The organism is Rhizobium sp. RHZ02, from assembly GCF_014851575.1.
GTDB lineage: Bacteria > Pseudomonadota > Alphaproteobacteria > Rhizobiales > Rhizobiaceae > Rhizobium > Rhizobium altiplani.
In genome coordinates, this window is record NZ_JACUZX010000004.1 from 35510 (window position 1) to 60124 (window position 24615).

Below are 24615 nucleotides of genomic sequence, written 5' to 3' on the forward strand. Positions count from 1 at the left end.
AGGATGAATAATCCCGTTGACTTGAAAATGTTTATTGTAGATAAAAAACAAAATCAATGAACATTCGCCGACGAAGCGAGTGTTTCCCCTAGGGAGAAGAATGTTGACCAAGGACCCCTGGATCATCCTGTCTGCCGGCGACAACGTTGCGGTTGCGACGGCGGCGATCCCATCCGGCGCGACGGTCGCCGGCATCCAGACCCGCGAGAAGATCGACCCCGGTCACAAGATCGCACTCGCCGATATTCCGCTTGGCCAGCCCATCATCAAATACGGGCAGGCGATCGGGCGGACGACGGCGGACGTGAAGGCCGGCGACCATATTCACAGTCACAATCTGCACTTCGAGAACGACCGTCTTGCCGCGACCGCCAACTCGGCGCCTGAGGAAGCAACTGCAGCGGATCGTGCGCGCACGTTTATGGGCTATCGTCGTGCCGACGGCCGCTCGGCGACGCGCAACTACATCGGCATCATTGCCAGCGTGAACTGTTCCACCACCGTTTGTCGGGCGATCGCCGACGAGGCCAACAAGACGATCCTGCCGCATTTCGACGGTATTGACGGTTTCGTGCCGATCGTCCATGACCAGGGCTGCGGCATGAGTTCCACAGGTGACGGCATGGCCGTGTTGCACCGGACCCTTGCCGGCTATACCAGGCATGTGAACTTCGGCGGCGTGCTGATGATCGGCCTCGGTTGCGAAGTCAACCAGCTGACACTCTACGGCCAAAGCGGCGCCGGGAACTCCAAGCGTCACTTCAACATTCAGGATGCCGGCGGCTCGCGACGCGCCGTCGAGCGCGCCATGGGCATGCTGCGTGAAATTGCGCAGGATGTCGGCAGGGAAAAGCGCGTGGCGCTGCCGATCAGCGATATCATCATCGGCCTGCAGTGCGGCGGCTCGGACGGCTTTTCCGGCATCACCGCCAACCCCGCGCTCGGCGTTGCAGCCGACCTGCTGGCAGCTGCCGGTGGCACGGCGATCCTCTCCGAAACCTCCGAGATCTACGGTGCCGAGCACCTTCTGCGCAGCCGCGCCGTCAGCGACGAGGTTGCCCGCAAGCTCGACGACAAGATCGCCTGGTGGGAGAAGTACGTGGCGATGCACGGGGCATCGCTCGACAATAATCCGTCGCCCGGCAACAAGCGCGGGGGCCTGACGACGATCCTTGAAAAATCACTCGGAGCCGTCGCCAAGGGCGGACGCTCGCCTCTGACAGCCGTCTATGGTTATGCCGAGCGCGTCAGCGCACCGGGCCTCGTCTTCATGGACACCCCCGGTTACGACCCCGTCTCCGCAACTGGTCAGGTAGCCGGCGGCGCGAACATGATCGCCTTCACCACCGGCCGCGGCAGCTGCTTCGGCTGCCGCCCGGCGCCCTCGATCAAGCTTTCCAGCAATTCGGCTCTCTATGCCTCGATGGAAGAGGACATGGATATCGACTGCGGCACGATCGCGACAGGCGATGCGACGATCAGCGCCAAGGGCCGCGAGATCTTCGACCTGATCATCGACACGGCATCCGGCAAGAAGACGAAGAGCGAGGAATTCGGCTACGGCGACAATGAGTTTGTGCCGTGGCATTTGGGTGCGACACTCTAAATCAGATGCATATCAAGTCTTCAGGGGAGGAATAATGAAGACGAGGAGGATCGGCAGCACGGCGCTGGAGGTGACCGAAGTAAGCTTCGGCGGCGCCGCTCTCGGTGGCCTGTATCGCGCCTGCCCGCGCGAACAGGCTATGGAGACGCTTGAGGCTGCATGGGACAGCGGCATTCGCTATTTCGATGTCGCACCGTGGTATGGCCTCGGTCTCGCCGAGCGTCGTTTCGGCGACTTCCTGCGCGACAAGCCGGAAAAGGAGTGGGTGCTCTCGACCAAGGTTGGTCGGCTGCTGCGCCCGGTGCCGACGGGAACCGTTCCAGACTATAGCTATGTCGACCCGCTCTCCTTCGATGCCGACTACGACTATTCCTACGATGGCATCATGCGCTCGGTGGAATTCAGCTATGCCCGTCTCGGACTGAACCGGATCGACATACTCTACGTTCACGACCTTGGCGGATACACCCACGGCGCGGCGAAGAACGCTGTCCTTCAGAAGCACTTCCTGGACACCGGCATCAAGGCGCTCGAGGAACTGAAGTCCTGCGGAGCGATCAATGCCTTCGGACTCGGTGTCAACGAGATTCCGGTCTGCCTCGACGTGATGCGCAATGCCGACATCGACTGCATCCTGATGGCCGGGCGCTATACGCTGCTCGACCGGTCGGCGGTTGCCGAACTGCTGCCGCTTTGCCGGAAAAAGGGCACCTCGCTCGTTGTTGGCGGCGTCTTCAATTCCGGCATCCTTGCGACGGGCCCCGTGCCCGGGTCGCATTTCGACTACATGCCGGCGACAGACGATGTCCTCGCCAAGGTCGGGGGCATGGAGAAGATCGCTGCCAAACATGGCGTGTCGCTGGCTGCCCCGGCGCTCCAGTTCCCGCTCCGCGATCCGCTCGTCTCCTCGGTACTGATCGGCACGGCCAAGGCTTCGAGCCTGACACGCAACATGGAGCTTTTCGAGCCAGCCTTGCCGGACTCGATCTTCCCGGAATTCGACTCTCTGACGCTCGTCGCACCGCCGCTCGGCGAAGACGCCGTGCGTGTATAAGGACGGACTCATGCTTAGAGGTATCCACCCCATCCTCAATCCCGACCTGCTGCGTGCGATCGCCCGCATGGGGCACGGCGACGATATCGTCATCGCCGACGCCAACTTTCCCTCGAGCACAATGGGTCCGGAAGTCATTCGTGCCGATGGCGTCAGCGCCACCGACATGGCCGAGGCGATCCTGACGCATTTTCCGCTCGATACGTTCGTGCCGGAAACGGCGTGGCGCATGCAAGTTGTCGGCGACCCGACCGCAGTGCCCGACGTTTGCGCCGAATTTCAGGAAATCGTTTCGAGGCGCGCCGGCGACTTCAAGATCGCATCCCTCGAACGCTTCGCCTTTTATGAGCGTGCCCGCACGGCCGCCTATATTGTCGCGACGACAGAATTCCGGCTGTACGGTAACCTGATTTTGAAGAAAGGTGTTGTTCGCCCGGACGAAGTCTATCGCGGCTGACAGCACTTTAGACTGCGGATGAACGATTGGAAAAACAATTACTTGCGATAGATAAAGAAACAATGAGCGAGCCGCTTGCAGTACTTGCAATTTGACTTTCGCTCGGCTAGCTTCTCGTGGTAACTGTTTTTTATCGATAAAAATCGCCCGCCTGCGTTCAGCGGTACGGTTTCTTGGAGGAGAACGCACCTAGGAGGAGAACTACATGCGCATGAAATCCATTCTGTCGCGCCGAGCCTTCACGGCTCTCGCGGGTGCTGCCGCTATCGCCACCGCAATGCCGGTAACGTCGTTTGCAGCTGACGTGACGATTCCGATCATCGTCAAGGACACGACCTCTTTCTACTGGCAGATCGTTCTGGCCGGCGCCCGCGCTGCCGGTAAGGATCTAGGTGTCAACGTTCCGGAACTCGGCGCACAGGCCGAATCCGACATCAACGGCCAGATCAGCATTCTTGAAAACGCCGTTGCCGGTAAGCCGGCTGCAATCGTGATCTCGCCGACCGAGTTCAAGGCGCTTGGCAAGCCGATCGATGAAGCTGCAAAGTCCGTTCCGATCATCGGCATCGACTCGGCCGCCGATTCCAAGGCTTTCAAGTCGTTCCTGACGACTGACAACGTCCAGGGCGGCCGCATCGCGGCTGACGGCCTTGCTGCCGCCATTAAGGAAATGACCGGCAAGGAGGAGGGCGAAGTCGTCATCCTCACCAACCTGCCGGGCGTCGGCTCGCTCGAGCAGCGCCGTGAAGGTTTCCTGGATCAGATCAAGACGAAGCATCCCGGCCTTAAGGTCATTGCTGACAAGTACGGCGACGGCCAGGCCACGACCGGTCTCAACATGATGACCGATCTGATCACGGCTAACCCGAACCTTGTTGGCGCCTTCGCCTCGAACCTCATCTTGGGACAGGGCGTCGGCCAGGCAATCGCGGAGAACAAGCTCGGCGACAAGATCAAGGTCATCGCTTTCGATAGCGACGACAAGACGGTCGGCTTCCTCAAGGACGGCTCGCTCGCAGGTCTCGTCGTGCAGGATCCCTACCGCATGGGCTATGACGGCGTGAAGACGGCGCTCGCCGTATCCAAGGGCGAGAAGGTCGAGGCCAACGTCGACACCGGCGCAAACCTGGTCACCAAGGCCAACATGAGCGACCCGAAGATCGACGCTCTGCTGAACCCCAAGATCAAGTAAATCACACGACGTGGCCGCGCGAGAGAAATCCCGCGCGGCCTTTCCTTCACCTGTGTTATCGTCCGCATGAGGAGCGCGGACTGCTGGTGGAGAGACGGCAATTCGCGAGGAGGAGACGCCCATGAGCCTGGAAGAGGTCAGTCATCGCCACGATGACAGCGCCACGCTGACGGAGGCAAGCCGCATTCCTGCGGGCGCCCCAATCCTCGAACTTAAAGGACTTCAAAAGAATTACGGCTACGTCCAGGCGCTGAAGCCGGCGACGATGACGTTCCTGGCCGGCGAGATCCACGCGATCGTCGGCGAGAATGGGGCTGGCAAGTCGACCCTGATCAAGCTTCTGACCGGTGTGATTGCCAGAACGGCGGGCGAGATTCTCTGGTGCGGCCACCCCGTCGCCCTGGCAACGCCCAACGAAGCGATAGCGCGCGGCATCAACGCCGTCCACCAGGAAGTCGTTCTCTGCCCGCACTTGACGGTAGCGGCCAACCTCTTTCTCGGCGACGAGGTCAATCAATACGGGCTGATGCGCAAGAAAGAGATGGAGAAGATGGCGCAGGCCGTCCTCGACGATCTCGGCTTCGGATTGCCTGCCGGCGTGCCTCTCGCCGATTTGACGATCGGCCAACAACAACTCGTTGCGACTGCGCGCGCGGCCATGCGCGGCACGCAATTCCTGATCTTCGACGAGCCAACAGCCTACCTGACCCGCCAGGAATCGGCGCAGCTTTTCAAGCTGATCCGCCGCCTTCAAAGCGAAGGCGTCACGATCGTCTACATCAGTCATCGCATGGAAGAAGTGTTCGAACTCGCGGACCGCGTTTCGGTGCTGCGCGACGGCACGCATGTCGGCACACGCACCATCGGCGAGACGAATGAAGCCGAGCTGATCGCGTTGATGATCAACCGCTCGATCGAGCAGATTTATCACAAGGAAGAGATCCCGATCGGAGACACGATCCTTGACGTGCGCGGGCTTTCCGGACCGGGCTTCGAGAACGTCTCGCTCTCGGTCAAGGCCGGCCAGATCGTGGGCCTCTATGGCCTGATCGGCGCAGGGCGCAGCGAATTCGCTCTTGGCCTGTTCGGGCGGGAAAAGACCACGGCCGGCGAGATCCACTGGATGGGCAAGAAGGTCGATATCACCAACGAGCGCACTGCAATGGAACTCGGGATCGCGCTGGCGCCGGAAAGCCGCCGCGACCAGGGACTTTGCCTCAACCTGCCGATCGGACTGAATATCAATCTTCCGGTCTTCAAACGGCTGAGCAAGGGCCCTGTCATCAGCCACAGCGAGGAATCGCAGAATGCCGACCAACAGATCCGTGACCTGGCGATCAAGACTCCGAGCCGGCGTGTCCTGGTTTCGGCCATGTCGGGCGGGAACCAGCAGAAAGTCGTCATCGGCAAATGGCTGAGCTACGGCGCTCGCCTCTTCATCTTCGATGAGCCGACGGTGGGCGTCGACGTCGGTACGAAGGCGGAAATCTACCGGCTGTTTGCAAAGCTTCTCAAGCAAGGCGCGGGTATCATCCTGATCTCCTCCTATCTGCCTGAGGTTTATGAGCTCGCCGACAGGCTGCACGTCTTCCGCCGCGGCCAGCTTGTTGCAAGCCACGACTTCCACGCGGCAACACATGAAGAAGTGCTCAGCGAAGCGATCGGTGTCTAAAAGAAAAAGAGGGAGAGAGAACCAATGACCGTAACCCCCACCGATATCGCCGCGCCGCCGCCGCGCCGAAAAGTCAATATCCTATTCGGCCTGACCCTCATCGGTCTCCTGGCCTTCCTCTGGATCGTTCTCGGATTCGTCACAGCCAGCTTCTGGACGCCGCTGAACATTTCCAACCTGCTGCGGCAGGGCGCAATGACGGCCATTCTGGCGCTCGGCCAGACGTTCGTAATCATCACCGCGGGCATCGACCTTTCGGTCGGCGCGATCGTCGGATTCTGCACCGTTATCCTGGCTTGGCTGCTGCAAGCAGGCGTGCCGGTCTGGGCGTCCATCCTGATCACACTGCTGATCGGCGTCGGCATCGGGGTATTCCACGGCTTCGGCATCGTCAAGATGGGACTGCCGCCCTTCATTATCACGCTGGCAACGCTGACCTCGCTGCGCGGCATCGGACTTTTGATCACCAATGGTTCGACGATCAACATCGTCAACGAGCCCTTCACGAACTTTGCCCGCGCCGACTTCCTTGGCGTGCCGAGCCTATTCTGGATGGTTATTCTTGTTGCAGTCCCGTCCTACGTCTTCCTGCATCTCAGCCGTTGGGGGCGCTATCTTTTCGCCGTCGGTTCGAACCGTGAAGCGGCCCGCCTGTCGGGTGTCCGGGTGAACGGCATCATCTATCTCGCCTACATTCTCTCGGCGACATTTGCTGCCTTCGTTGGTGTTCTGCTTGCTTCCCGTATCGCGATTGGCAACGCCACGCAGGCGGACGGATGGGAACTGCAGGCGATCGCTTCGTCCGTTATCGGCGGCACCAGCCTGTTCGGCGCCATCGGCTCCGTGCACGGTCCGCTCATCGGCGCTTTCATTCTGGCGACCATCAACAACGGTGCGAACCTGCTGAACGTCAATTCGTTCTGGCAGCGCATCATCACCGGCCTGCTGATCATCGTCATCGTCTACTTCGACCAGCTGCGCCGCCGCCGCACGCCGTAAGCCGGCAGCGAGACAGGGAGCCGGCCCAAAGGCCGGCTTCTTCCATCTAGGGAATGCGAGATCATCATGAAAGCAGTGCTCTGCCAAGAACCTGGCGTCCTCGAACTCGTGGAACGCCCCTCACCCGGCGCGCCTGAATCCGGCTGGGTACGGCTTGCGGTGAGCCATGTCGGAATCTGCGGCACGGACTACCACATTTTCGAGGGCAAGCACCCGTTCCTGGAATATCCCCGCGTGATGGGGCACGAGATCTCGGCGACGGTTGTCGAAGCGGGCGAAGGCGTTGCCATGGCGGTCGGAACGCCTGTGGTCGTCAACCCGTATCTCTCTTGTGGCACCTGCGTCGCCTGCCGCCAAGACAAGCCGAATTGCTGCACCAATATCAAGGTGCTTGGCGTTCATACCGACGGTGCTTTCTGCGACGAAATCACGGTGCCTGCCGGCAATCTCTATGCGATGAAGGGCGTGAGCCTTGAAGCTGCAGCCACAACGGAGTTTCTGGCAATCGGCGCCCATGCCGTTCGCCGTTCGATGGCGCCGACCGGATCACGCTCGCTCGTCATCGGTGCCGGCCCGATCGGGCTCGGGGCCGCAATCTTCTCGCGGATATCAGGGCATGAGGTGACATTGCTCGACACCAGTCAGGAACGGCTCCAGATGGCCGTTGATCGGTTCGGCTTTTCCTCTAGCATCGTTGCAGGCGAAGGTGCCGCCGATGCTGTCAGGGCGATGACTGGCGGCGACGGTTTTGACGTCGTTTTCGATGCCACCGGCTATGGCCCATCGATGGAGAAAGCCTTCGGCTTCGTCGCCCATGGCGGCGCGCTGGTGCTGGTCAGCGTCGTGAAGGACGATATTCTCTTCTCCGATCCGGAGTTCCACAAGCGCGAAATGATGGTTATCGGCAGCCGCAACGCGACCCGCGTGGACTTCGAACATGTCGCGGATTCGATCGCCAAGGGCCTCGTACCGGTCGAGCAGTTGATCACCCACCGTACGACTTTGGAGAATGCGCCACGGGACCTGGCACGCTGGGCTCATGAAAAGAGCGGCCTGATCAAAGCGGTCATCAAGGTCGGCGCTTAAAGCGCGTCGATCGCCGCCCGCATCTGGCGAACGACGTCGGCATCCGTCCGGTTCGTTGTCGCTGCTTCGAAGCCGAAGGTAACCGCCCGTGGGTCGATGCTGTCGACCCGTGAGCTGCAGGAGGCGTGAACCTCGCTTGTGCCGGTGGCCCGCAGTATCTCAGCGACGTTGCCTGGACGCACGCCACTGCCGGGCATGATCGAGATACGGCGAGCCGCCTTGCGGGATAGACGGCTCAGCGTTTCCAGGCCGTCGATCGCCTTCGGCACACAGCCTGACGTCAGGATGCGCTCGCAGCCGAGTTCGATCGCCTGTTCCAGTGCTGCACCGGGATCAGGGACGAGATCGAAGGCACGGTGGAGGGTCGATCCAAGTCCCTCGGCACGCGCCCTTAGCCGGCTGATCAGAGGCATGTCCAGCCTGCCGTCCTGGCGATTGGCGCCGATGACGACGCCGGCAAGGCCGAAGGCGCGCACGGCATCGATATCGGCCATCATCGCCGCTTCGTCAGCCGCATCGAACACGAAAGGGCCGCCGTGCGGGCGGATCATTGCATAGACCGGAATGGGCGCAGCGGCGGCAGCTTTCATCAGCCCGGCGACCGGCGTCAGCCCGCCCAGCTCCAGCGCCGAGCAGAGTTCGATACGGCCCGCACCGCCGGCAATTGCAGCCGCAAGCCCCTGCGGGCTGTCCACGCACACTTCCAGCAAAACGCTCACGCTCGAATCTCCTTGTCCGCCGCGCCGTCCATTTAAGCGAAAGCGTTTTCTTGCGCGACGGGTTCGGCAATTATTTCGGCAACGGCGGCGACAATCACGGCACTTGCGTCAGCCGAGGCTTTCCGATGGTTGAAGGCGACGTGATAGGACATCGGGATGGACTCCTCAAGTTCGACGATGCGAACCTTGTCGGCAATGGGCATGGCGCTGACGCGGCCAAGAAACGAGATATAGCCATGGTTGGCGACAAGGTCGACGATCACAGGCAGAGAGTCGGCGGCAGTGATATCCTGGTTGCGGTGCCTGCGATTGGCAGTGCGCTCGTGGCTTAGCGCCATCGTGGCGTGTCCAAGCCCCGTCCTCGAACTCGGCGTGCAGATCGCGTGACCTTCGACAAGCTCGGCCACCGTCCGCTCTCGGCTTTGCAGCGGTGCTATCAGGACCATCTCGGTCTTCAGCAACTCGCGATGCTGGAAGCGCTCAAGACCAAAAACGGAGTCGAGAATGGCAACGTCGATCCGGCCGGATTTCAAAGCTTCCCGCAAGTCATCCGCCGTCATCAACACCAGAGACAGAGCATTCTTGCTGCGGCGGGCGTTCCATTCGGCGACGAGAGCGCCAAGGCATCGTGCAACCCAACTTTCCGATCCTGTCGGAATGATCGAACCGATGCGCAGCGCCCGCGCCGTGCGCTGATAGCGTTCGTCAGCGGACGCTTTCAGATCATTCCACTCCTGCGTGATGGCCTGCAAGATGGCATAGATCCGGCTACCCTGCTCCGTCAGCGCGGAGCCATTAGCCTGCCGCTCGAAGAGGCGATGACCGAGCGCCTTCTCCAAAGTCGCGATCTGAAGCGAAAGCTGCGGCTGACCGAGCTTCAGCCGTCGCGCCGCCCGGTTGATGCTGCCTTGGTCAGCGACCTCAAGGAACCGCTCCATCGTGGTGATCTTGATCGGCAGACGCGACGGTTCGTTGGTCCCCATCCAGTTCGCGAGCTCTTCAGCTGCCCGCACGATCGGGGCGAGCTTTTCGCGCACGTCGTTGCTGGCGAGGAGCGTCGCAAGCTCGCCGGAGCTGCGCTCTGTCAGCTTCAGGGCAAGCTCCGTTTCGAGATTGCGGACGGCGGTCGAGACTGTCGATGCTGCAAGCGAAAGGCTTCGTGCCGTCTCTCTGACCGAACCCGATGTGAGCACGTGACTGGCGACAAACAACGTGCCGAGCTGCAATCGCTGTCTCCGTAACAATATGAAAAATCGAACGATATGATGTGTTCGCGAAAAAAGATATCCCTGTCGGGAAATCCGGCGGCTATCGTTCCCGCCAAGAACAAAACCGGGCTGGACAGCAGGAGTGCTGAAGAGCACCGGACATCTGCGGAAACACGCAAGGGAACAAAAACAAATCGCGACAGCGATGGAAAAGGAAATGCATTTTCGCGCAAGCATTTGCATTCACCGCCATAATCGCGCCGCGACCGCAAAACTGGAGAGGCTTGCATCGATTTTTCGAACGCGAACGCTATTTCCATGACGCACGTATTTCCGGCATGATCGCAGCCAGACTGCTTTCGCCGGTGATTTTATACGTGGAAGGCTCCCGCCAGGGCCTCCACGAGGTCAAACGGTGTAAATCAAGGGGACAATCCATGTTGAAGAAATTCGCTCTTGCCGTCACGCTTTCCGCCTTTGCGGCAGGGGCGGCCCATGCTGCAGACGTCGTCGTTTCATCGAAAATCGATACTGAAGGCACGCTGCTTGGCAACGTGATCGTGCTCGCGCTCAACGCAAACGGCATCAAGACGCAGGACCGTGTTGCGCTTGGGACGACGCCGGTTCTTCGCAAGGCAATCACATCAGGCGAAATCGACATCTATCCGGAATATACCGGCAATGCCGGCTTCTTCTTCAACAAGGCCGACGATGCAGCCTGGAAGAACCTCGAACAGGGCTACGAACTGGCCAAAAAGCTCGATTACGATGCCAACAAGATTGTCTGGCTGGCGCCTTCCCCCGCCAACAACACCTGGGCGCTCGCGGTCCGCAACGACGTCGCCGGCCCGAACAACCTGAAGACCATGTCGGACTTCGGCAAGTGGGTCGCAGGCGGTGGTGCGGCGAAGCTCGTGGCTTCCGCCGAGTTCGTCAACTCGGCTGGCGCGCTTCCGGCATTCCAGACGACCTACGGCTTCACGCTGAAGCCAGACCAGGAAATCGTCCTTTCGGGCGGTGACACGGCCGCGACCATCAAGGCGGCAGCCGACCAGACGAACGGCGCCAACACCGCCATGGTCTATGGTACAGATGGTGCGATCCAGGCCGCGGAACTGACGGTTCTCGAGGACGACAAGAACGTCCAGCAAGTCTATGCGCCGACCGCGATCATCCGCGAGGAAGTGCTGAAGGCAAACCCGAAGATCGAGGAAGTGCTCGCACCGATCTTCAAGAGCCTGAACGCCGATGAACTGCGCAAGCTGAACGGCAAGATCCAGGTCGACGGCGAACCGGCGAAGTCGGTTGCCGAAGGCTTCCTGAAGGAAAAGGGCTTCCTGAAGTAGTCTCGTTGCCCGATGCTCCGCCTGCCCACGGGCGGAGCAGCCTTTCGACCGGACAGGATGGATCGATGGAAGAAACCTTAGCGGTCCGCAAACTGGACCGGCTCGGCGTGGTGCTGGTGACAACAGGCGTTGTCGCAACTGCGCTCCTGCCTTTCATCTATGTGAAGGCAAACCGCATCGCCGCCGGAAAGCCCATGCTGCTGACGCAGCTACTCAATCAACCCTCCGCCCTCATCCTGACGATCCTCCTGCTGGCCACGGCCTTTGCCGTACTTTTTCTTCAAAACGCGCTGCTGCGGCTGGTGATCGCCACCCTTTGTTTTGCTGCGCTGCTCGCGACCATTGGATTTGCAGCTTCGGCATTCACGCCACCGGCCAGCAATGCCGCGCGCATGACGCCGGGCGGTGGGTTCTGGGTGCTGTTTGCGGTGATCGGGCTCGTCGTTTCGGACGCGCTCGTGAAGATCAAGCTTACGCCGTGGATGCGTATTGCGGCCCTTGTCGCCTACACCGGATTGCTCGGCATCTTCCTGGCTTCCGGACTGCTCGACGATCTCTCGATCATGAAGGAATTCGCGACCCGATCCGCGCAGTTCTGGACGGAAGCGGTCGCCCATTTGCTGTTGGCACTCGGCTCACTGGCGATCGCCATCGTCATTGGCCTGCCGCTCGGCATCCTGTGTTTCTGGGTTCCAAAGTTGCGTGCCGTCGTCCTGCAGGGCCTCAGCCTCATCCAGACGATCCCGAGCCTTGCGCTCTTCGGCATCCTGATGCTGCCGCTCGGCTATCTCGCGACGCACCTGCCCGCCGCCGCCTCGATCGGCATTCGCGGCATCGGCGCCGCGCCGGCGCTGATCGCGCTTGTCCTTTATTCTTTGTTGCCGATCGTGGCCAACACCGTCGTCGGTCTGCAGGGAGTCGATCCCTCGGTACGTGATGCAGCGGCTGGCATGGGATTGACGCGTCGCCAAATTCTGACCGGCATCGACTTGCCGCTTGCCTTTCCCGTCATTTTGACGGGCATTCGTATCGTCCTGGTGCAGGCGATCGGCTTGGTGACGGTCGCGGCTCTGATCGGCGGTGGCGGCTTCGGCATCTTTATCTTCCAAGGGCTCGGTCAAACAGCCATGGACCTCGTTCTGCTCGGCGCCGTGCCGACCGTCTTCTTCGCCTTTTCTTCGGCCGTCATCCTCGATGCGGTCATCGACAGCATACGGGGATCCGCCGCATGAGCATGATCGAAATCAGGAACGTCACCAAGCGCTACGGCACGGCGGCCGTCGTCGACAACGTCTCGATGGAAGTCGAAAAAGGTTCGATCACGGCTATTGTCGGCACCTCCGGCTCGGGCAAATCAACGCTGATGCGGATGATCAACCGTCTCGTGCCGATCACGTCGGGCGAGATCTTCGTCGGCGGGCGGAACATCATGGACGTCCCGGTGACAGAATTACGCCGCAAGATCGGTTACGCGATCCAGGGGCACGGCCTCTTTCCGCATCGAACCGTTTCGCAAAACATCGCGACGGTGCCGCAGCTTCTTGGCTGGGATACGGCGAAAATCAAGAGCCGCGTCGAGGAACTGCTCGGTCTGTTCAACCTCGATCCCGCGGCCTTTGCCGAGAAATATCCGCATCAGCTGTCCGGTGGCCAGCAGCAACGTGTCGGCGTTGCGCGGGCGCTGGCGGCGGAGCCGGAACTGCTGTTGATGGACGAGCCCTTCGGCGCGCTCGATCCAGTCATCCGCGGCAAGGCGCAAGACGATCTGCTGGCGATCCAGAAGCAGTTCGGTACGACCGTCGTCCTCGTCACGCACGACATGGACGAAGCCTTCCACCTCGGCAACCAGATCGCCGTGATGAGCGCCGGCAAGCTGCTGCAATGCTCGACGCCGGAAAAGATCCTGACCGAGCCAGCCGATCCCTTCGTGCAACAATTGACCGGCACCTCCGACCGGGCGCTGAAGCTGATGTCGCTGCTGCCGCTGAAGGAAAGCATGGAGCCGGCAAAATCAGGCCTCGCTTACGCATTGCCGCAGTCGCTCAGCCTGCGAGATGCCCTGGCAGAGATGATCTGGCAGGGCGTTGGCGAAGCCGCCGTCCAGAATGCGGACAAGGCGCCTGTCGGCTCGATCTCGATGACGCGATTGCTCGAACTGGGCCGGAAGGCATGAAGCTCGTCCTTGCGAACCTCTTCCGTGCTGCCGCACTGGTACTGCTGCTGATCCTGTTGTTCCGGACGGAGTGGCTGTCCTTCCTGCTCGTACCATTGACGAGCAACAATGCGCCGGCGGTCTATACCCAAAACAGCCTTCCGCATCTTGCCGCCTCGCATCTGTTTCTCGTGGCGATCTCGATCGTCGGCAGCGCCGTTCTCGCGATCCTCGGCGGGATATTCGTCACCCGCAAAAGCGGCGAGGACTTCCTGCCGCTGTCCCGGGCGATCGCCAATGCCGGCCAAACCTTCCCGCCAGTGGCAGTGCTCGCCCTTGCCGTGCCTGCAACCGGCTTCGGCGCCGGGCCAACGTTGATCGCGCTCTTTCTCTACGGCCTCCTGCCGATTTTCGAAAACACCGTCTCCGGCCTCAAGCAAGTCTCTCCCTCCGTGCTGGATGCCGCCGACGGCATGGGCATGAATGGCACGCAGCGGCTCTTTCAGGTGGAATTGCCGCTTGCCCTGCCGCTGATCCTCGAGGGTCTGAAGGTTGCGACCGTCATCAACATCGGCACGGCAACGATCGGCTCGACGGTGGCCGCCAAGGGCTTGGGCGAAGTTATCATTGCCGGGCTGATCTCCGACAATACCGCCTTCATCCTGCAAGGCGGCCTGATCGTCGGCCTGATGGCGGTGTTGATCTATGATGCGATGGGGCTGATCGAAAACGCCATCACTGAAAGAATTGGCTTGCGCCAGGCATGAGGCGACGGCTACCAAGGCTGCCGTGATATCGGCAATGGGAGGCAGCCTTGGCCAAGATGATCCACTCCATGATCCGCGTTCTCGACGAGGCGCGCTCGGTCGAGTTCTACGGCAAGGTCTTCGGCCTCAAGGTCGCCGATCGTATCGATTTCGACACCTTCACCCTGATTTACATGAGTAATGACGAGACCGGCTTCGAGCTGGAGCTGACGGTCAATAAGGGGCGCATCGAGCCTTATGACCTCGGCAACGGCTACGGGCATCTTGCCCTCTCGGTTCAGGAAGTGGAGATGGAGCACAAGCGTCTGAAGGAGGCGGGATTGAACCCCGGCAAGATCGTCGAGCTCAATCGTGACGGCAAGTTGCTGGCGCTGTTCTTTTTCATCACAGATCCCGACGGCTACAAGATCGAAGTCCTGCAGCGTCACGGCCGTTATCTCTAAGAGCTTCACATGATTGAAAAGACCGAATTGAACCGTGGCTGGACGCTCTCCTGCAACGTTGCCGGTCGACGCGACCTGCCGGCCGAAATTCCTGCACAGGTGCCGGGTTGCGTACATCTCGACCTTCTGGCCAACCGTCTGATCCCGGACCCCTATCTCGACGTCAACGAGATCACCAACGACTGGATCGGCAAGGAAGACTGGACCTATCGCCGCAGCTTCGATGCAGCGCCGGATGCCGGAAAAGTCCAGGGACTGGTGTTTGAAGGCCTCGATACGGTCGCGACGATCGTGCTGAACGGCGAAGAGTTAGGCCGCACCTTCAACATGCACCGCACCTATCGCTTCGACGTGTCGGAGCGGCTGAAGCAGGGCGCGAATGAACTCGTTGTGACCTTCCGCTCCCCTTATGCCTACGGCGCCGAGATGGAGGCGCATTACGGTTACCGGCCGAACAACTATCCCGGCCCTGGCAACCTGATGCGCAAGATGGCCTGCAACTTCGGCTGGGACTGGGGTCCGTCGCTGGTGACCTCGGGGATCTGGAACCCGGTGCGGCTGGAAAGCTGGGAGCGGGCGCGGCTTGCGGAGACGCGGGTTTCGGCGACGCTTGCAGGCGGCGAGGGGCTCGTGACGGTTCGCGCTCGTATCGAGCGCCGCGACGGCGCTGGCGCGAAGATCGTCGCGAGCATTGCCGGCGTCAGCCACGTCGCCGAGTTGGCGGAAGGAGCCGATGCGGTCGAGTTCCAGCTGACTGTTCCAGCGCCGCAGATCTGGTGGCCGCATCATCTTGGCGCACAGCCACTCTACCCGCTTCAGGTCGAATTGCGGAATAGCGTAAGCGACGACTTACTCGACAGCTACTCTAAGCAGATCGGCTTCCGCTCCGTCAGACTCGACACAGCACCCGATGAACACGGCTCCGCCTTTACCTTCGTCATCAACGACGTGCCGCTTTTCCTCTGCGGCGCCAACTGGATTCCGGACGACTGCTTTCCGCCACGGGTAACCGCCGAGCGTTATGCTTCCCAGATCGAGGAGGCGAAGGCTGCAAACATCAATCTGCTGCGCGTCTGGGGCGGCGGCATCTTCGAGCGAGACGAGTTCTACGAGACCTGCGACCGCGCGGGGATGCTCGTTTGGCAGGACTTCCTGTTTGCCTGCGCCTCCTATCCGGAAGAAGAACCGTTGCACAGCGAGATCGAGGCGGAGGTGCGCGACAATGTGGTGCGCCTGATGCCACATCCGTCGCTGATTGTCTGGAACGGCAACAACGAGAACATCTGGGGCTTCGACGAATGGGGCTGGCGCCCGATCATCAAGGAGGGCGTAAGCTGGGGGCTCGGCTACTATCTCGATGTTCTGCCAAAGCTCTGCGCCGAGCTGGACCCAGATCGGCCGTATTATCCGGGCAGCCCCTACTCCGGGACAATGGAGATCGAGCCGAACGCGGACGAGCACGGCTGCAAGCATATCTGGGATGTCTGGAACGATGTCGGCTACGAGGTCTATCGCAACTACATCCCTCGCTTCTGCTCGGAATTCGGCTGGCAGGCGCCTCCGAACTGGGCGACGATCGAGGAAAGCGTCCATGACACGCCGCTGACACCTGTTTCGAACGGCGTATTCCATCATCAGAAGGCGACACAGGGCAACGACAAGCTGATCCGCGGTCTCGCCGGGCATCTGCCGGTGCCACGGACGATGGACGACTGGCATTTCGCGACGCAGCTCAACCAGGCACGCGCCATCCGCTTCGCGATCGAGCACATGCGCTCGCACCGCGCCATCTGCAAGGGCGCCGTCGTCTGGCAGTTCAACGACTGCTGGCCAGTGACCTCATGGGCGGCGCTCGACTCGGCAGGACGGCGCAAACCGCTCTGGTATGCGATGCAACAGGCATTCGATCCCAGACTGCTGACCATCCAGCCACGCAATGGCGGGCTGGCAGCCGTCGCCGTCAACGAGCGCACGCTGTTCTGGCGGGCGAAGATATCGGGCAAGCGCCTGCGGCTTGATGGTACGGTGCTCGCCGAATTCGAGTTCTGGCGGCTGCTCTGCGACCGCTTCGAAGCGAAGGAGTTTCCGCTGCCGGCGGATATCGCAACGCCGGACAATGCCGGTGACGAGCTGATCGTCGTGCAGATGCTCGACCGGCGCGCATTCCATTATTTTGTCGAGGACATCGATTTGAAGCTCCCGGCACCGCGGGCGTCAATCGAGCTGACTGCCACGACGGATGGATATGCGGTGAAGGTGACAGCGGAGACCCTGCTGAAGGACGTTTGCCTGATGGCCGACCGGCTCGATCCTGATGGCGTCGTCGATTCCATGCTGGTAACGCTGCTGCCGGGGGAAAGTCACATATTCGCGCTACGGACTGCAAAAGCGATGTCGGTAAGCGACATCAGCATTGGCACCGTGTTGCGCTCCGCCAACGATCTCGTCGCCACACACTGAAAAGGCCCCGTCTGCGACGGGGCCCATCCAGGTCGTTTTACCACGCCGCGCGCCAAGTGGGCAGAGTGCGGCGCAGCGCATCTACGCGCGATCAAGGGACCGCGCGTGTGCGGACGACGTTACATCCAGTAGGGAGGCACGCCGTAGTAGTCGTAAACTCGGCGGCCATTATCGTTGTACCAGGTGTCGTCATCGTCCGCATAGCTCGGCGCGCCCTCGATCTGATCCTTCGTCAGATCGATGCGATAGCCGTCCAGCTGGGTATCGTAGGTCAACTTTTCCCACGGCAGCGGATAGTGATCGTGGCCGATGCCCAAGAAGCCGCCGAACTCGAGTACGGCATAGGCAACGCGGCCATCCTGCTTGCCGAGGATCAATCGTTCAATAGAGCCAATATGCTTGCCATCGGCTCCATAGACGCGGGTGCCTTCCACGCGGTCGCTGGCAATCAGTGTCGGTGTGTCCTTCACATTTGGGTCACGGCGGGTTTTGTCAGCGTCCTGATGCAGCATGGTGCACCTCCTTTTGTTTCCTCGTGGTTGGCCCACGGAGAAAAAACGCTGCCCCGCACTCGATGTTCCCAATTTACTCACAGCAACCGCCAATACATGATTATTGACGTTTACGTTAAGGTTAGTGTAGCTCTATTCTCAGCTTGAACCATTCAGGCGATGACATAAGCTGCCGCGTTGGAAGATGGAGGATCGTCCAATCGGCTTGCCGGTGGGACCGGCCGGCAGCGACAGGGAGAGAGACCATATGAACAGCATTTCCGTCCATCCAGGCGGTGCGAAGCCCGAAAAGCCCTGGCTTGCGACCTATCCCAACAGCGTGCCGGCAGAGCTTCCACCGCTGGAATACGAATCGCTTGCGGAACTGCTCGAGAAATCCTGCGCGCGCTATGCCAATCGCATCGCCTTTTCCAGCATGGGCAAGACGCTGACCTATGGCGAGCTTGAGAGCCAGACCCGCAAGATTGCAGCGTGGCTGCAGAGCATCGGCCTCGAGAAGGGTGACCGCGTTGCCGTCATGATGCCGAACGTTCTGCAGAATCCGGTCGCCGTTTACGGGATCCTGCGGGCCGGCTTCGTGGTCGTGAATGTCAATCCGCTCTACACACCCCGCGAACTGGAACATCAGCTGCGCGACTCGGGCGCCAAGGCCATCTTCGTGCTCGAAAACTTCGCGCGAACGGTCGAGCAGGTACTGGTCAAAACCGATGTGCGCCATGTCGTCGTCACGTCGCTCGGCGAGATGCTGGGCGCCAAGGGGCTGATCGTCAATCTGCTCGTGCGCAGGGTCAAGAAGCTCGTTCCTTCATGGTCTATTCCGCAGCACAAGACCTTCAAGCAGGTGCTCGCGGAAGGTGCCGGCCAACCTTTCAAACTTGTAAGCCTGACCGGGGGCGACATCGCCTTTCTGCAATATACCGGTGGCACGACCGGCATTGCCAAGGGCGCGGTGCTGACGCACCGGAACCTGCTCTCCAACAAGCTGCAGCTCGAACTGTGGCTGCGATCGGCTTTCGACAAGAAGCCGCGCCCAGAGGTTCTGAACTTCCTGTGTGCCCTGCCGCTCTATCATATCTTCGCACTGACGGTGAATTCGCTGATGGGCATGTCGCTCGGCGCCCACAATATCCTCGTCGCCAACCCGCGCGATATTCCGGCGCTGGTCAAGGAATTCGGCAGGGTGAAGGTCCACATCTTCCCCGGCCTCAACACACTCTTCAACGCGCTGATGAACAACGCCGATTTCGCCAAGCTCGACTTTTCCTCCATCGTGATGTCGCTCGGTGGCGGCATGGCGGTGCAGCGACCGGTCGCCGAGCGCTGGATGAAGATCACCGGCTCCCATATCACCGAAGGCTATGGTCTCTCCGAGACATCGCCGGTCGCCACCGCCAACCGCTTCGATTCGGCAGAGTTCACCGGTTCCATCGGGCTACCGATTCCATCCACCGATCTCGACATTCGCGACGAGGACGGCAATTCGCTGCCGCTTGGTGAGATCGGCGAGATTTGTATCCGCGGCCCGCAGGTGATGGCTGGTTACTGGAACAAACCGGAGGAGACCGCCCGCGTGATGACGCCGGACGGCTATTTCCGCAGCGGCGACATGGGCTTCATGGATGCGCGCGGCTACACCAAGATCGTCGACCGGAAGAAGGATATGATCCTTGTCTCCGGCTTCAACGTCTATCCGAACGAGATCGAGGAAGTGGCGGCGATGCATCCCGGCATCCTCGAGGCGGCGGCTGTCGGCATCCCCGACGGGCATTCCGGCGAAGCCGTGAAGCTCTTCGTGGTTCGCAAGGACCCGGCGTTGACGGAGGCAGACGTCAAGGCGCATTGCGCGGCAAACCTCACCAACTACAAGCGGCCGCGCTTCGTGGAATTCCGCACCGAACTGCCGAAAACGCCAGTCGGAAAAATCCTGCGCAAGGATCTGCGCGGCTAAGTTTGACGGTCGGGTGAAATTATGAGCCATCCGTTTGTTCAGATGGCTTTTTTGCGTTCCGAGAGGTCGCCGAACTTGATTTGCGCCCTACAAAGCGAATAGTTTCCGCGACCCTCTCGCCCTGCAAAGGAGCCTCCCATGAATGCCATCGTCGAACAATTGAAGAGCACTGCAGCCGCCACCAAGGCAACCGATCTGCGCGCCGCCTTTGCCGCCGACCCGCAGCGTTTCTCGCGCTTCAGCGTGTCGCTCGACGACCTCCTGATGGATTATTCCAAGACGGCCGTGAACGACGAGATCCTGGCTCTCCTGGTCAAGCTCGCGGAGACGGGCGGCGTTGAAGTCAAGCGTGACGAAATGTTCGCCGGCAAGGCGATCAACTTCACCGAAAACCGAGCCGTTCTGCACACGGCGCTACGCAACCGCTCCAATACGCCGGTGCTTGTCGACGGCAAGGATGTCATGCCTGATGTCAACGCCGTGCTTGCCGCCATGGGCAAATTCGCCGATGGCATCCGCTCCGGCAGTCTTAAGGGCGCGACCGGCAAGGCCATCACCGACGTCATCAACATCGGCATCGGCGGCTCTGACCTCGGCCCCGTGATGGCAACGCTGGCGCTGGCGCCCTTCCATGATGGACCGCGCGCGCATTTCGTTTCCAACATCGACGGCGCCCATATCGCCGACACGTTGAAGCTCGTTCAGCCCGAGACGACACTGTTCATCGTCGCCTCCAAGACCTTCACGACCGTAGAGACGATGACGAACGCGCAGACGGCGCGCAAGTTCATCGCCGACGCGCTCGGCGAGGCCGCCGTCCAGCATCATTTCGCTGCCGTTTCGACCGCACTCGACAAGGTCGCGGCCTTCGGCATCGAGAGCGAACGCGTCTTCGGCTTCTGGGACTGGGTGGGTGGCCGCTACTCCCTCTGGTCGGCGATCGGCCTGCCGATCATGATCGCCATCGGCCCGGAAAATTTCATCAAGTTTCTCGAGGGCGCCCATGCCGTCGACAACCACTTCCGCACCGCACCGATCACCAAGAACTTGCCCATGCTGCTCGGCCTGATCGGCTTCTATCACCGCAATGTACTCGGCTATCCGACCCGTGCCGTCCTACCCTACGACCAGCGCCTGTCGCGCTTCCCGGCCTATCTGCAGCAGCTCGACATGGAATCGAACGGCAAGGGTGTCACGATCGACGGCACGCCCGTCGAGGGTAATTCCGGTCCTGTTGTCTGGGGCGAGCCCGGCACCAATGGCCAGCACGCCTTCTACCAGCTGATCCACCAGGGCACGAGCGTCATCCCGGCCGAATTCATGATCGCGGCGAACGCCTTCGAGCCAAATCTGCGCCACCAGCACGAGCTTCTGATATCGAATGTGCTTGCGCAGTCCGAAGCGCTGATGAAGGGCCGTACCTTCGACGAGGCGAAGAAGCAGCTGACCGACAAGGGCATGGACGACAAGAAGGCCGACTTCATCGCACCGCACCGTGTCTTCACCGGCAACCGCCCGTCGATCACCTTCGTCTACGACAAGCTGACGCCCTACGCGCTCGGTCGCCTGATCGCGCTCTATGAGCACCGAGTCTTCGTCGAAGGCGTGCTGTTCCGCATCAACTCTTTCGACCAGTGGGGGGTCGAACTCGGCAAGGAACTGGCGACTGGTCTGCTGCCTGTCGTGGAAGGCAAGGAAAGCGCTGCCGGCCACGACTCCTCGACGCAGGGCCTCGTTGCCGCACTGGCAAAACTTGCCAAAACAGAGCATTGAGATCAGAAAGCTCCCGCGGCTGGCCGCGGGAGCTTTACACAGTCTGGAAATTGGCTTGAGGGCTTAAAAGCCCGTCCTCTAGTTCGACCTCTTCGGGAAGCCTCGACATATCAGTCGATTGTGAACCTGGGTCGATCCGACGATGGCAGCGGCGACATCCGCGGCTAGTTCGTCATCTCCGCGACAGCGGACGAAGCCTTCAAGCACCACGAAATCGCCAAGCATTGAAACAACGATCTGCGTGCTGTCGAACTCCGATGACGCTTCCAGTGCGCACTTGACCGCGGCTTTGGTCGCCGCCGAACAATGTCCGGCTTCGACGCTGCTGAGCGACCAGCCTTGACCATCAACGCGTAGAACCATTTCTTCTCCTCCAACGTTAAACGCTGAAGCTACAGGCCGTAATATTAGCAGTCTATTAAGTATGACATGCGCCGGCATTTGTCTTGTGGTAGCGCTTGGTCAATGTCGAAATTCGGCTTCACGATGCGTCTTAGGTACATCGCTATGAGGAGAGGTTGAATGGATGTGACGGACGACGAGCTTCTGAATTTCGAGGCATATGGCGCAGCGCCCCTGCCAAGGCCGCAGCGCGAAGGCTTCGTCGAGAACGACGGCGCTCGCATCTGGTATGCGACCTACGGTTCCGGCCCAGCCGTGATCCTGCTGCATGGCGGGCTCGGCAATGCGGGGAACTGGGGCTATCAGGTGCCGGCACTGGTCGCCGCGGGCCGACAGGTCGTCGTTATCGACAGTCGCGGCCACGGCCGCAGCACGCGCGACATGCGCCCCTATCACTATGCCCAGATGGCAGGCGACGTTCTTGCGGTGATGGATTGCCTTGAGCTTACGAAGTCCGCCCTTGTCGGCTGGAGCGACGGGGCCTGTACGGCGCTGATCCTCGCCGACCAGCGGCCAGAGCGGGTACCCGGTGTGTTTTTCTTCGCCTGCAACATGGATCCCAGTGGCACGCTTGAATTCAAGCCGACACCGGTTATCGATCGCTGCTTCAGTCGTCATCGGAAGGATTATCAGGCGCTATCCGCCACGCCCGATGCCTTCGAGAGCTTCGTGGGCGATGTGTCGAAGATGATGGCAAGCGAGCCAAACTATACGGCTACCGATCTCGCTGGCATCAAGGTGCCGGTCGCGGTCGTGCTCGGAGACAATGACGAGTTCATCAAGCGCGAGCACGCCGATTATCTGGTCCGCAGCATTCCCGATGCCGAACTCATCTTGCTTCCGGAGGTCAGCCATTTCGCGCCGCTGCAGCGGCCCGAGCACTTCAACCGCGAAGTGCTCGCCTTTCTCAATCGGCTATAGCCTGTCTCAGAGGCCGATTTCCCTCGCCCAGGGCGGATTGGCGCCGGCGCGCGAGACCGTGACGGCAGCGGCCTTGGCGCCAAGCGAAAGCGCGTTCTCCAGCGCCTTTTCGCTGAGCGAAGCGACCTTTTCCTTGGTCAGGAGATCGTCGATCTTCAGCGAGGCAAGCACGCCGGCATCGAAGGTGTCGCCGGCGCCGACGGTATCGACGACGGTGACGCGCTCGCTCGGCACGGTGACCTTGCGCTCGTTGGTGTAGCCCGACGCGCCCTCGGCACCCTTGGTGATGACCACGAGCTTGGCGCCCTGCTTCAGCCAGTAGGCCGCCAGGTCGTCATGGCTGCCTTCGAGGCCGAACCACTCCAGATCCTCGTCAGAGAATTTCAGGATGTCGGACTTCGCCGCCATGCGCTTGATGCGCTCCATATGGGCGTCCTTGTTCTTGATGAAGCCCGGGCGGATGTTCGGATCGAGCGAAATCACCCGCTTGTCGCATTCGCGGTCGAGCAGCGCCTCATAGGTCTCGCCGCAGGGGCTCGGGATGAGACTGATCGCGCCGAAATGCAACGCCTCGCAATCGTCGCCGAGGACAGGCAGATCGTCGGTCGTGATCATGCGCCCGGCCGTGCCTTCGTCGTAGAAGGCATAGGTTGCCTGGCCGTTGACCAGCTTGACGAAGGCGACCGTCGACGGGCGTGGGGTGATGGCGCAGAGGCTGAAGTCGACATTGCTCGCCTGCAGCGTATCGCGCAGGATTTCGCCCATCATGTCGTCGGCGAGGCCGGTGAAGAAGGCTGTCGGAATGCCGAGGCGTCCGAGTGCGACCGCCGTGTTGAAGATCGCGCCCCCTGCGTATGGGGCAAAGCCCTTCTCGCCCAGAGTCGTCTCCCGCGGCAGCATGTCAATCAGCGCTTCGCCACAGCACAAAATCATTCCGGCCTCCCAAGCATTACGATCCATCGATGCTCAAATCGATTAGATAATTTCGTGGCAAAAGCAAAGCGCCGCGACGCAATTCTTCATTCAAAGTGATGAAATGCCGCCATTGCGTCCCGACCAGGCGAGCGGCGCATCGAGGAAGGCTTCGACTTCGCTCAAGGTTTTCTCGTCGAACAGCTTCTGCGCCTTGGCAACCGCAAGCACATCGCGCCAGGTGGCGATGTAGTGCAGCTTCACCTTGCCATCGGCAAAGCGCAGCGCGCCTTCATCGAAAATTCCGTAATAGAACAGGGCGATACCATGATCGACCACGCCGCCAGCAGCCCTGACGGCATCGATGAACTTGAACATGCTGCCGCCTGCCGTCGTCAGGTCCTCGATGACGAGGACGCGTGAGCCCTCCGGCATGTTGCCTTCAATCTGCGCGTTGCGGCCATGACCCTTCGGCTGCTTGCGGACATAGATCATCGGCAGGCTGAGGCGATCGGCGAGAAGGGCTGCAAATGGGATGCCCGCAGTCTCGCCACCCGCCACGCAATCGAACTGCTCGAAACCGGCTTCGCGCAGAACGACGCTGGCGGCGAAATCCATCACGGTCGAGCGCACGCGCGGAAAGGAGAGCAGCTTGCGGCAATCGATATAGACCGGGCTCGCCATGCCGGAGGCGAATTTGTAGGGCTGCGCTGCATTGAAGTGCACCGCCTTGATCTCCCAGAGCATCTTCGCCACGAGTTCCGCCATCACGGCGCGGTCGGTGAATGTCGTCTGGATCATCGCTCTCTCCTTTGGTCAAGTTTATGGGCCAATAGCAGCAAGCGCGGCGGTTTTCCAGAACGGCGAGCGATTCCACGCCGTCGATGAGGGCAAAAAGCGCGACAGCGCTTGAAGACGTCGGCCGGGCATCCGTCCAGAGGTGCCTGAAGGCACCGCCTTCGTTGCGCTGAGCCAGCAATGCATCA

General features: G+C 60.8%; 22 protein-coding genes. 16 read left to right on the top strand and 6 right to left on the bottom strand.

Features of this window, described 5'->3' with window-relative positions; all coding sequences use genetic code 11:
* The first annotated feature begins 103 nt into the window (after positions 1–103).
* The 7 genes from IB244_RS07875 (at position 104) to IB244_RS07905 (ending at position 8066) form a co-directional block, all read left to right on the top strand.
* Entirely contained in the window at positions 104–1606 is a 1503-nt protein-coding gene (locus IB244_RS07875; RefSeq protein WP_192304083.1) for a UxaA family hydrolase, read from the top strand.
* Positions 1607–1640: 34 nt separating this feature from the next.
* Positions 1641–2660 (top strand): aldo/keto reductase, encoded by a 1020-nt coding sequence (locus IB244_RS07880; RefSeq protein WP_192303846.1) that lies wholly within the window; start codon positions 1641–1643, stop codon positions 2658–2660.
* Positions 2661–2670: 10 nt separating this feature from the next.
* On the top strand, positions 2671–3117 hold the full coding sequence (locus IB244_RS07885; protein ID WP_025658784.1) for an RbsD/FucU family protein: 447 nt from the start codon (positions 2671–2673) through the stop codon (positions 3115–3117).
* Between the two features lie 205 nt (positions 3118–3322).
* Positions 3323–4309 (top strand): ABC transporter substrate-binding protein, encoded by a 987-nt coding sequence (locus tag IB244_RS07890; protein ID WP_062373436.1) that lies wholly within the window; start codon positions 3323–3325, stop codon positions 4307–4309.
* Between the two features lie 121 nt (positions 4310–4430).
* Entirely contained in the window at positions 4431–5981 is a 1551-nt protein-coding gene (locus IB244_RS07895; protein WP_062373439.1) for a sugar ABC transporter ATP-binding protein, read from the top strand.
* Positions 5982–6005: 24 nt separating this feature from the next.
* Entirely contained in the window at positions 6006–6980 is a 975-nt protein-coding gene (locus IB244_RS07900; protein WP_018857666.1) for an ABC transporter permease, read from the top strand.
* A gap of 66 nt (positions 6981–7046) precedes the next feature.
* The gene (locus IB244_RS07905) at positions 7047–8066 is read left to right on the top strand and encodes a zinc-binding alcohol dehydrogenase family protein (RefSeq protein ID WP_113470591.1); all 1020 of its coding nucleotides are present in this window, start codon (positions 7047–7049) and stop codon (positions 8064–8066) included.
* Here the strand turns inward: IB244_RS07905 and IB244_RS07910 are convergent.
* Both IB244_RS07910 and IB244_RS07915 read right to left on the bottom strand, forming a co-directional pair.
* Positions 8063–8785, bottom strand: a complete 723-nt coding sequence (locus tag IB244_RS07910) for a copper homeostasis protein CutC (RefSeq protein ID WP_192303848.1) — start codon at positions 8783–8785, stop codon at positions 8063–8065. The two genes, IB244_RS07905 and IB244_RS07910, sit on opposite strands and share 4 nt — an antisense overlap.
* 32 nt (positions 8786–8817) lie before the next feature.
* Positions 8818–10011, bottom strand: coding sequence for a LysR family transcriptional regulator (locus IB244_RS07915; protein ID WP_025658779.1), 1194 nt, complete (start codon positions 10009–10011; stop codon positions 8818–8820).
* Positions 10012–10430: 419 nt separating this feature from the next.
* Between IB244_RS07915 and IB244_RS07920 the strand changes: the two genes are divergently transcribed.
* From IB244_RS07920 to IB244_RS07945, 6 genes are all read left to right on the top strand, one after another.
* Positions 10431–11339: an ABC transporter substrate-binding protein gene (locus IB244_RS07920; RefSeq protein WP_169679149.1), complete on the top strand. Its 909-nt coding sequence runs from the start codon at positions 10431–10433 to the stop codon at positions 11337–11339.
* 65 nt (positions 11340–11404) lie between these two features.
* Positions 11405–12571 carry an ABC transporter permease gene (locus IB244_RS07925; protein ID WP_025658777.1) on the top strand — a complete coding sequence of 389 codons (1167 nt, stop codon included), beginning with the start codon at positions 11405–11407 and terminating at the stop codon, positions 12569–12571.
* Positions 12568–13512, top strand: coding sequence for an ABC transporter ATP-binding protein (locus IB244_RS07930; protein ID WP_192240351.1), 945 nt, complete (start codon positions 12568–12570; stop codon positions 13510–13512). The genes IB244_RS07925 and IB244_RS07930 overlap by 4 nt, the downstream gene beginning before the upstream one ends.
* The gene (locus IB244_RS07935) at positions 13509–14258 is read left to right on the top strand and encodes an ABC transporter permease (RefSeq protein ID WP_169679157.1); all 750 of its coding nucleotides are present in this window, start codon (positions 13509–13511) and stop codon (positions 14256–14258) included. The genes IB244_RS07930 and IB244_RS07935 overlap by 4 nt, the downstream gene beginning before the upstream one ends.
* A 47-nt stretch (positions 14259–14305) precedes the next feature.
* Entirely contained in the window at positions 14306–14701 is a 396-nt protein-coding gene (locus IB244_RS07940) for a VOC family protein (RefSeq protein ID WP_192303850.1), read from the top strand.
* Between the two features lie 9 nt (positions 14702–14710).
* A complete protein-coding gene (locus IB244_RS07945) occupies positions 14711–17161 on the top strand; it encodes a glycoside hydrolase family 2 protein (protein WP_192303852.1) in 2451 nt (816 codons plus the stop codon).
* 119 nt (positions 17162–17280) lie between these two features.
* On the opposite strand, the gene IB244_RS07950 is transcribed toward IB244_RS07945, so the two are convergent.
* Positions 17281–17673 (bottom strand): PRC-barrel domain-containing protein, encoded by a 393-nt coding sequence (locus IB244_RS07950; RefSeq protein WP_018857676.1) that lies wholly within the window; start codon positions 17671–17673, stop codon positions 17281–17283.
* A 247-nt stretch (positions 17674–17920) separates the two neighbouring features.
* On the opposite strand from IB244_RS07950, the gene IB244_RS07955 reads away from it, so the two are divergent.
* Together IB244_RS07955 and pgi are read left to right on the top strand one after the other, a co-directional pair.
* On the top strand, positions 17921–19621 hold the full coding sequence (locus IB244_RS07955; protein ID WP_113161056.1) for a long-chain fatty acid--CoA ligase: 1701 nt from the start codon (positions 17921–17923) through the stop codon (positions 19619–19621).
* 138 nt (positions 19622–19759) lie between these two features.
* Positions 19760–21394, top strand: a complete 1635-nt coding sequence (gene pgi / locus IB244_RS07960; protein WP_192303854.1) for a glucose-6-phosphate isomerase — start codon at positions 19760–19762, stop codon at positions 21392–21394.
* Between the two features lie 78 nt (positions 21395–21472).
* On the opposite strand, the gene IB244_RS07965 is transcribed toward pgi, so the two are convergent.
* Complete coding sequence (locus tag IB244_RS07965; RefSeq protein WP_018857679.1) at positions 21473–21757, bottom strand: BON domain-containing protein; 285 nt, start codon at positions 21755–21757, stop codon at positions 21473–21475.
* Positions 21758–21916: 159 nt separating this feature from the next.
* On the opposite strand from IB244_RS07965, the gene IB244_RS07970 reads away from it, so the two are divergent.
* On the top strand, positions 21917–22717 hold the full coding sequence (locus IB244_RS07970; RefSeq protein ID WP_192303856.1) for an alpha/beta fold hydrolase: 801 nt from the start codon (positions 21917–21919) through the stop codon (positions 22715–22717).
* A 6-nt stretch (positions 22718–22723) separates the two neighbouring features.
* Here the strand turns inward: IB244_RS07970 and IB244_RS07975 are convergent, their stop codons facing one another.
* Both IB244_RS07975 and IB244_RS07980 read right to left on the bottom strand, forming a co-directional pair.
* Positions 22724–23650 carry a carbohydrate kinase family protein gene (locus IB244_RS07975; RefSeq protein WP_192303858.1) on the bottom strand — a complete coding sequence of 309 codons (927 nt, stop codon included), beginning with the start codon at positions 23648–23650 and terminating at the stop codon, positions 22724–22726.
* Positions 23651–23740: 90 nt separating this feature from the next.
* Positions 23741–24430 carry an orotate phosphoribosyltransferase gene (locus IB244_RS07980; RefSeq protein WP_025658768.1) on the bottom strand — a complete coding sequence of 230 codons (690 nt, stop codon included), beginning with the start codon at positions 24428–24430 and terminating at the stop codon, positions 23741–23743.
* Positions 24431–24615: the final 185 nt, after the last annotated feature.

Excerpts from the sequence above, each read along its gene's own strand:
- IB244_RS07880 (WP_192303846.1), top strand. The coding sequence starts at position 1,641 with ATGAAGACGAGGAGGATCGGCAGCACGGCGCTGGAGGTGACCGAAGTA.
- IB244_RS07885 (WP_025658784.1), top strand. The coding sequence starts at position 2,671 with ATGCTTAGAGGTATCCACCCCATCCTCAATCCCGACCTGCTGCGTGCG.
- IB244_RS07890 (WP_062373436.1), top strand. The coding sequence starts at position 3,323 with ATGCGCATGAAATCCATTCTGTCGCGCCGAGCCTTCACGGCTCTCGCG.
- IB244_RS07895 (WP_062373439.1), top strand. The coding sequence starts at position 4,431 with ATGAGCCTGGAAGAGGTCAGTCATCGCCACGATGACAGCGCCACGCTG.
- IB244_RS07900 (WP_018857666.1), top strand. The coding sequence starts at position 6,006 with ATGACCGTAACCCCCACCGATATCGCCGCGCCGCCGCCGCGCCGAAAA.
- IB244_RS07905 (WP_113470591.1), top strand. The coding sequence starts at position 7,047 with ATGAAAGCAGTGCTCTGCCAAGAACCTGGCGTCCTCGAACTCGTGGAA.
- IB244_RS07920 (WP_169679149.1), top strand. The coding sequence starts at position 10,431 with ATGTTGAAGAAATTCGCTCTTGCCGTCACGCTTTCCGCCTTTGCGGCA.
- IB244_RS07925 (WP_025658777.1), top strand. The coding sequence starts at position 11,405 with ATGGAAGAAACCTTAGCGGTCCGCAAACTGGACCGGCTCGGCGTGGTG.
- IB244_RS07930 (WP_192240351.1), top strand. The coding sequence starts at position 12,568 with ATGAGCATGATCGAAATCAGGAACGTCACCAAGCGCTACGGCACGGCG.
- IB244_RS07935 (WP_169679157.1), top strand. The coding sequence starts at position 13,509 with ATGAAGCTCGTCCTTGCGAACCTCTTCCGTGCTGCCGCACTGGTACTG.
- IB244_RS07945 (WP_192303852.1), top strand. The coding sequence starts at position 14,711 with ATGATTGAAAAGACCGAATTGAACCGTGGCTGGACGCTCTCCTGCAAC.
- IB244_RS07950 (WP_018857676.1), bottom strand. The coding sequence starts at position 17,673 with ATGCTGCATCAGGACGCTGACAAAACCCGCCGTGACCCAAATGTGAAG.
- IB244_RS07955 (WP_113161056.1), top strand. The coding sequence starts at position 17,921 with ATGAACAGCATTTCCGTCCATCCAGGCGGTGCGAAGCCCGAAAAGCCC.
- pgi (WP_192303854.1), top strand. The coding sequence starts at position 19,760 with ATGAATGCCATCGTCGAACAATTGAAGAGCACTGCAGCCGCCACCAAG.
- IB244_RS07965 (WP_018857679.1), bottom strand. The coding sequence starts at position 21,757 with ATGGTTCTACGCGTTGATGGTCAAGGCTGGTCGCTCAGCAGCGTCGAA.
- IB244_RS07970 (WP_192303856.1), top strand. The coding sequence starts at position 21,917 with ATGGATGTGACGGACGACGAGCTTCTGAATTTCGAGGCATATGGCGCA.
- IB244_RS07975 (WP_192303858.1), bottom strand. The coding sequence starts at position 23,650 with ATGATTTTGTGCTGTGGCGAAGCGCTGATTGACATGCTGCCGCGGGAG.
- IB244_RS07980 (WP_025658768.1), bottom strand. The coding sequence starts at position 24,430 with ATGATCCAGACGACATTCACCGACCGCGCCGTGATGGCGGAACTCGTG.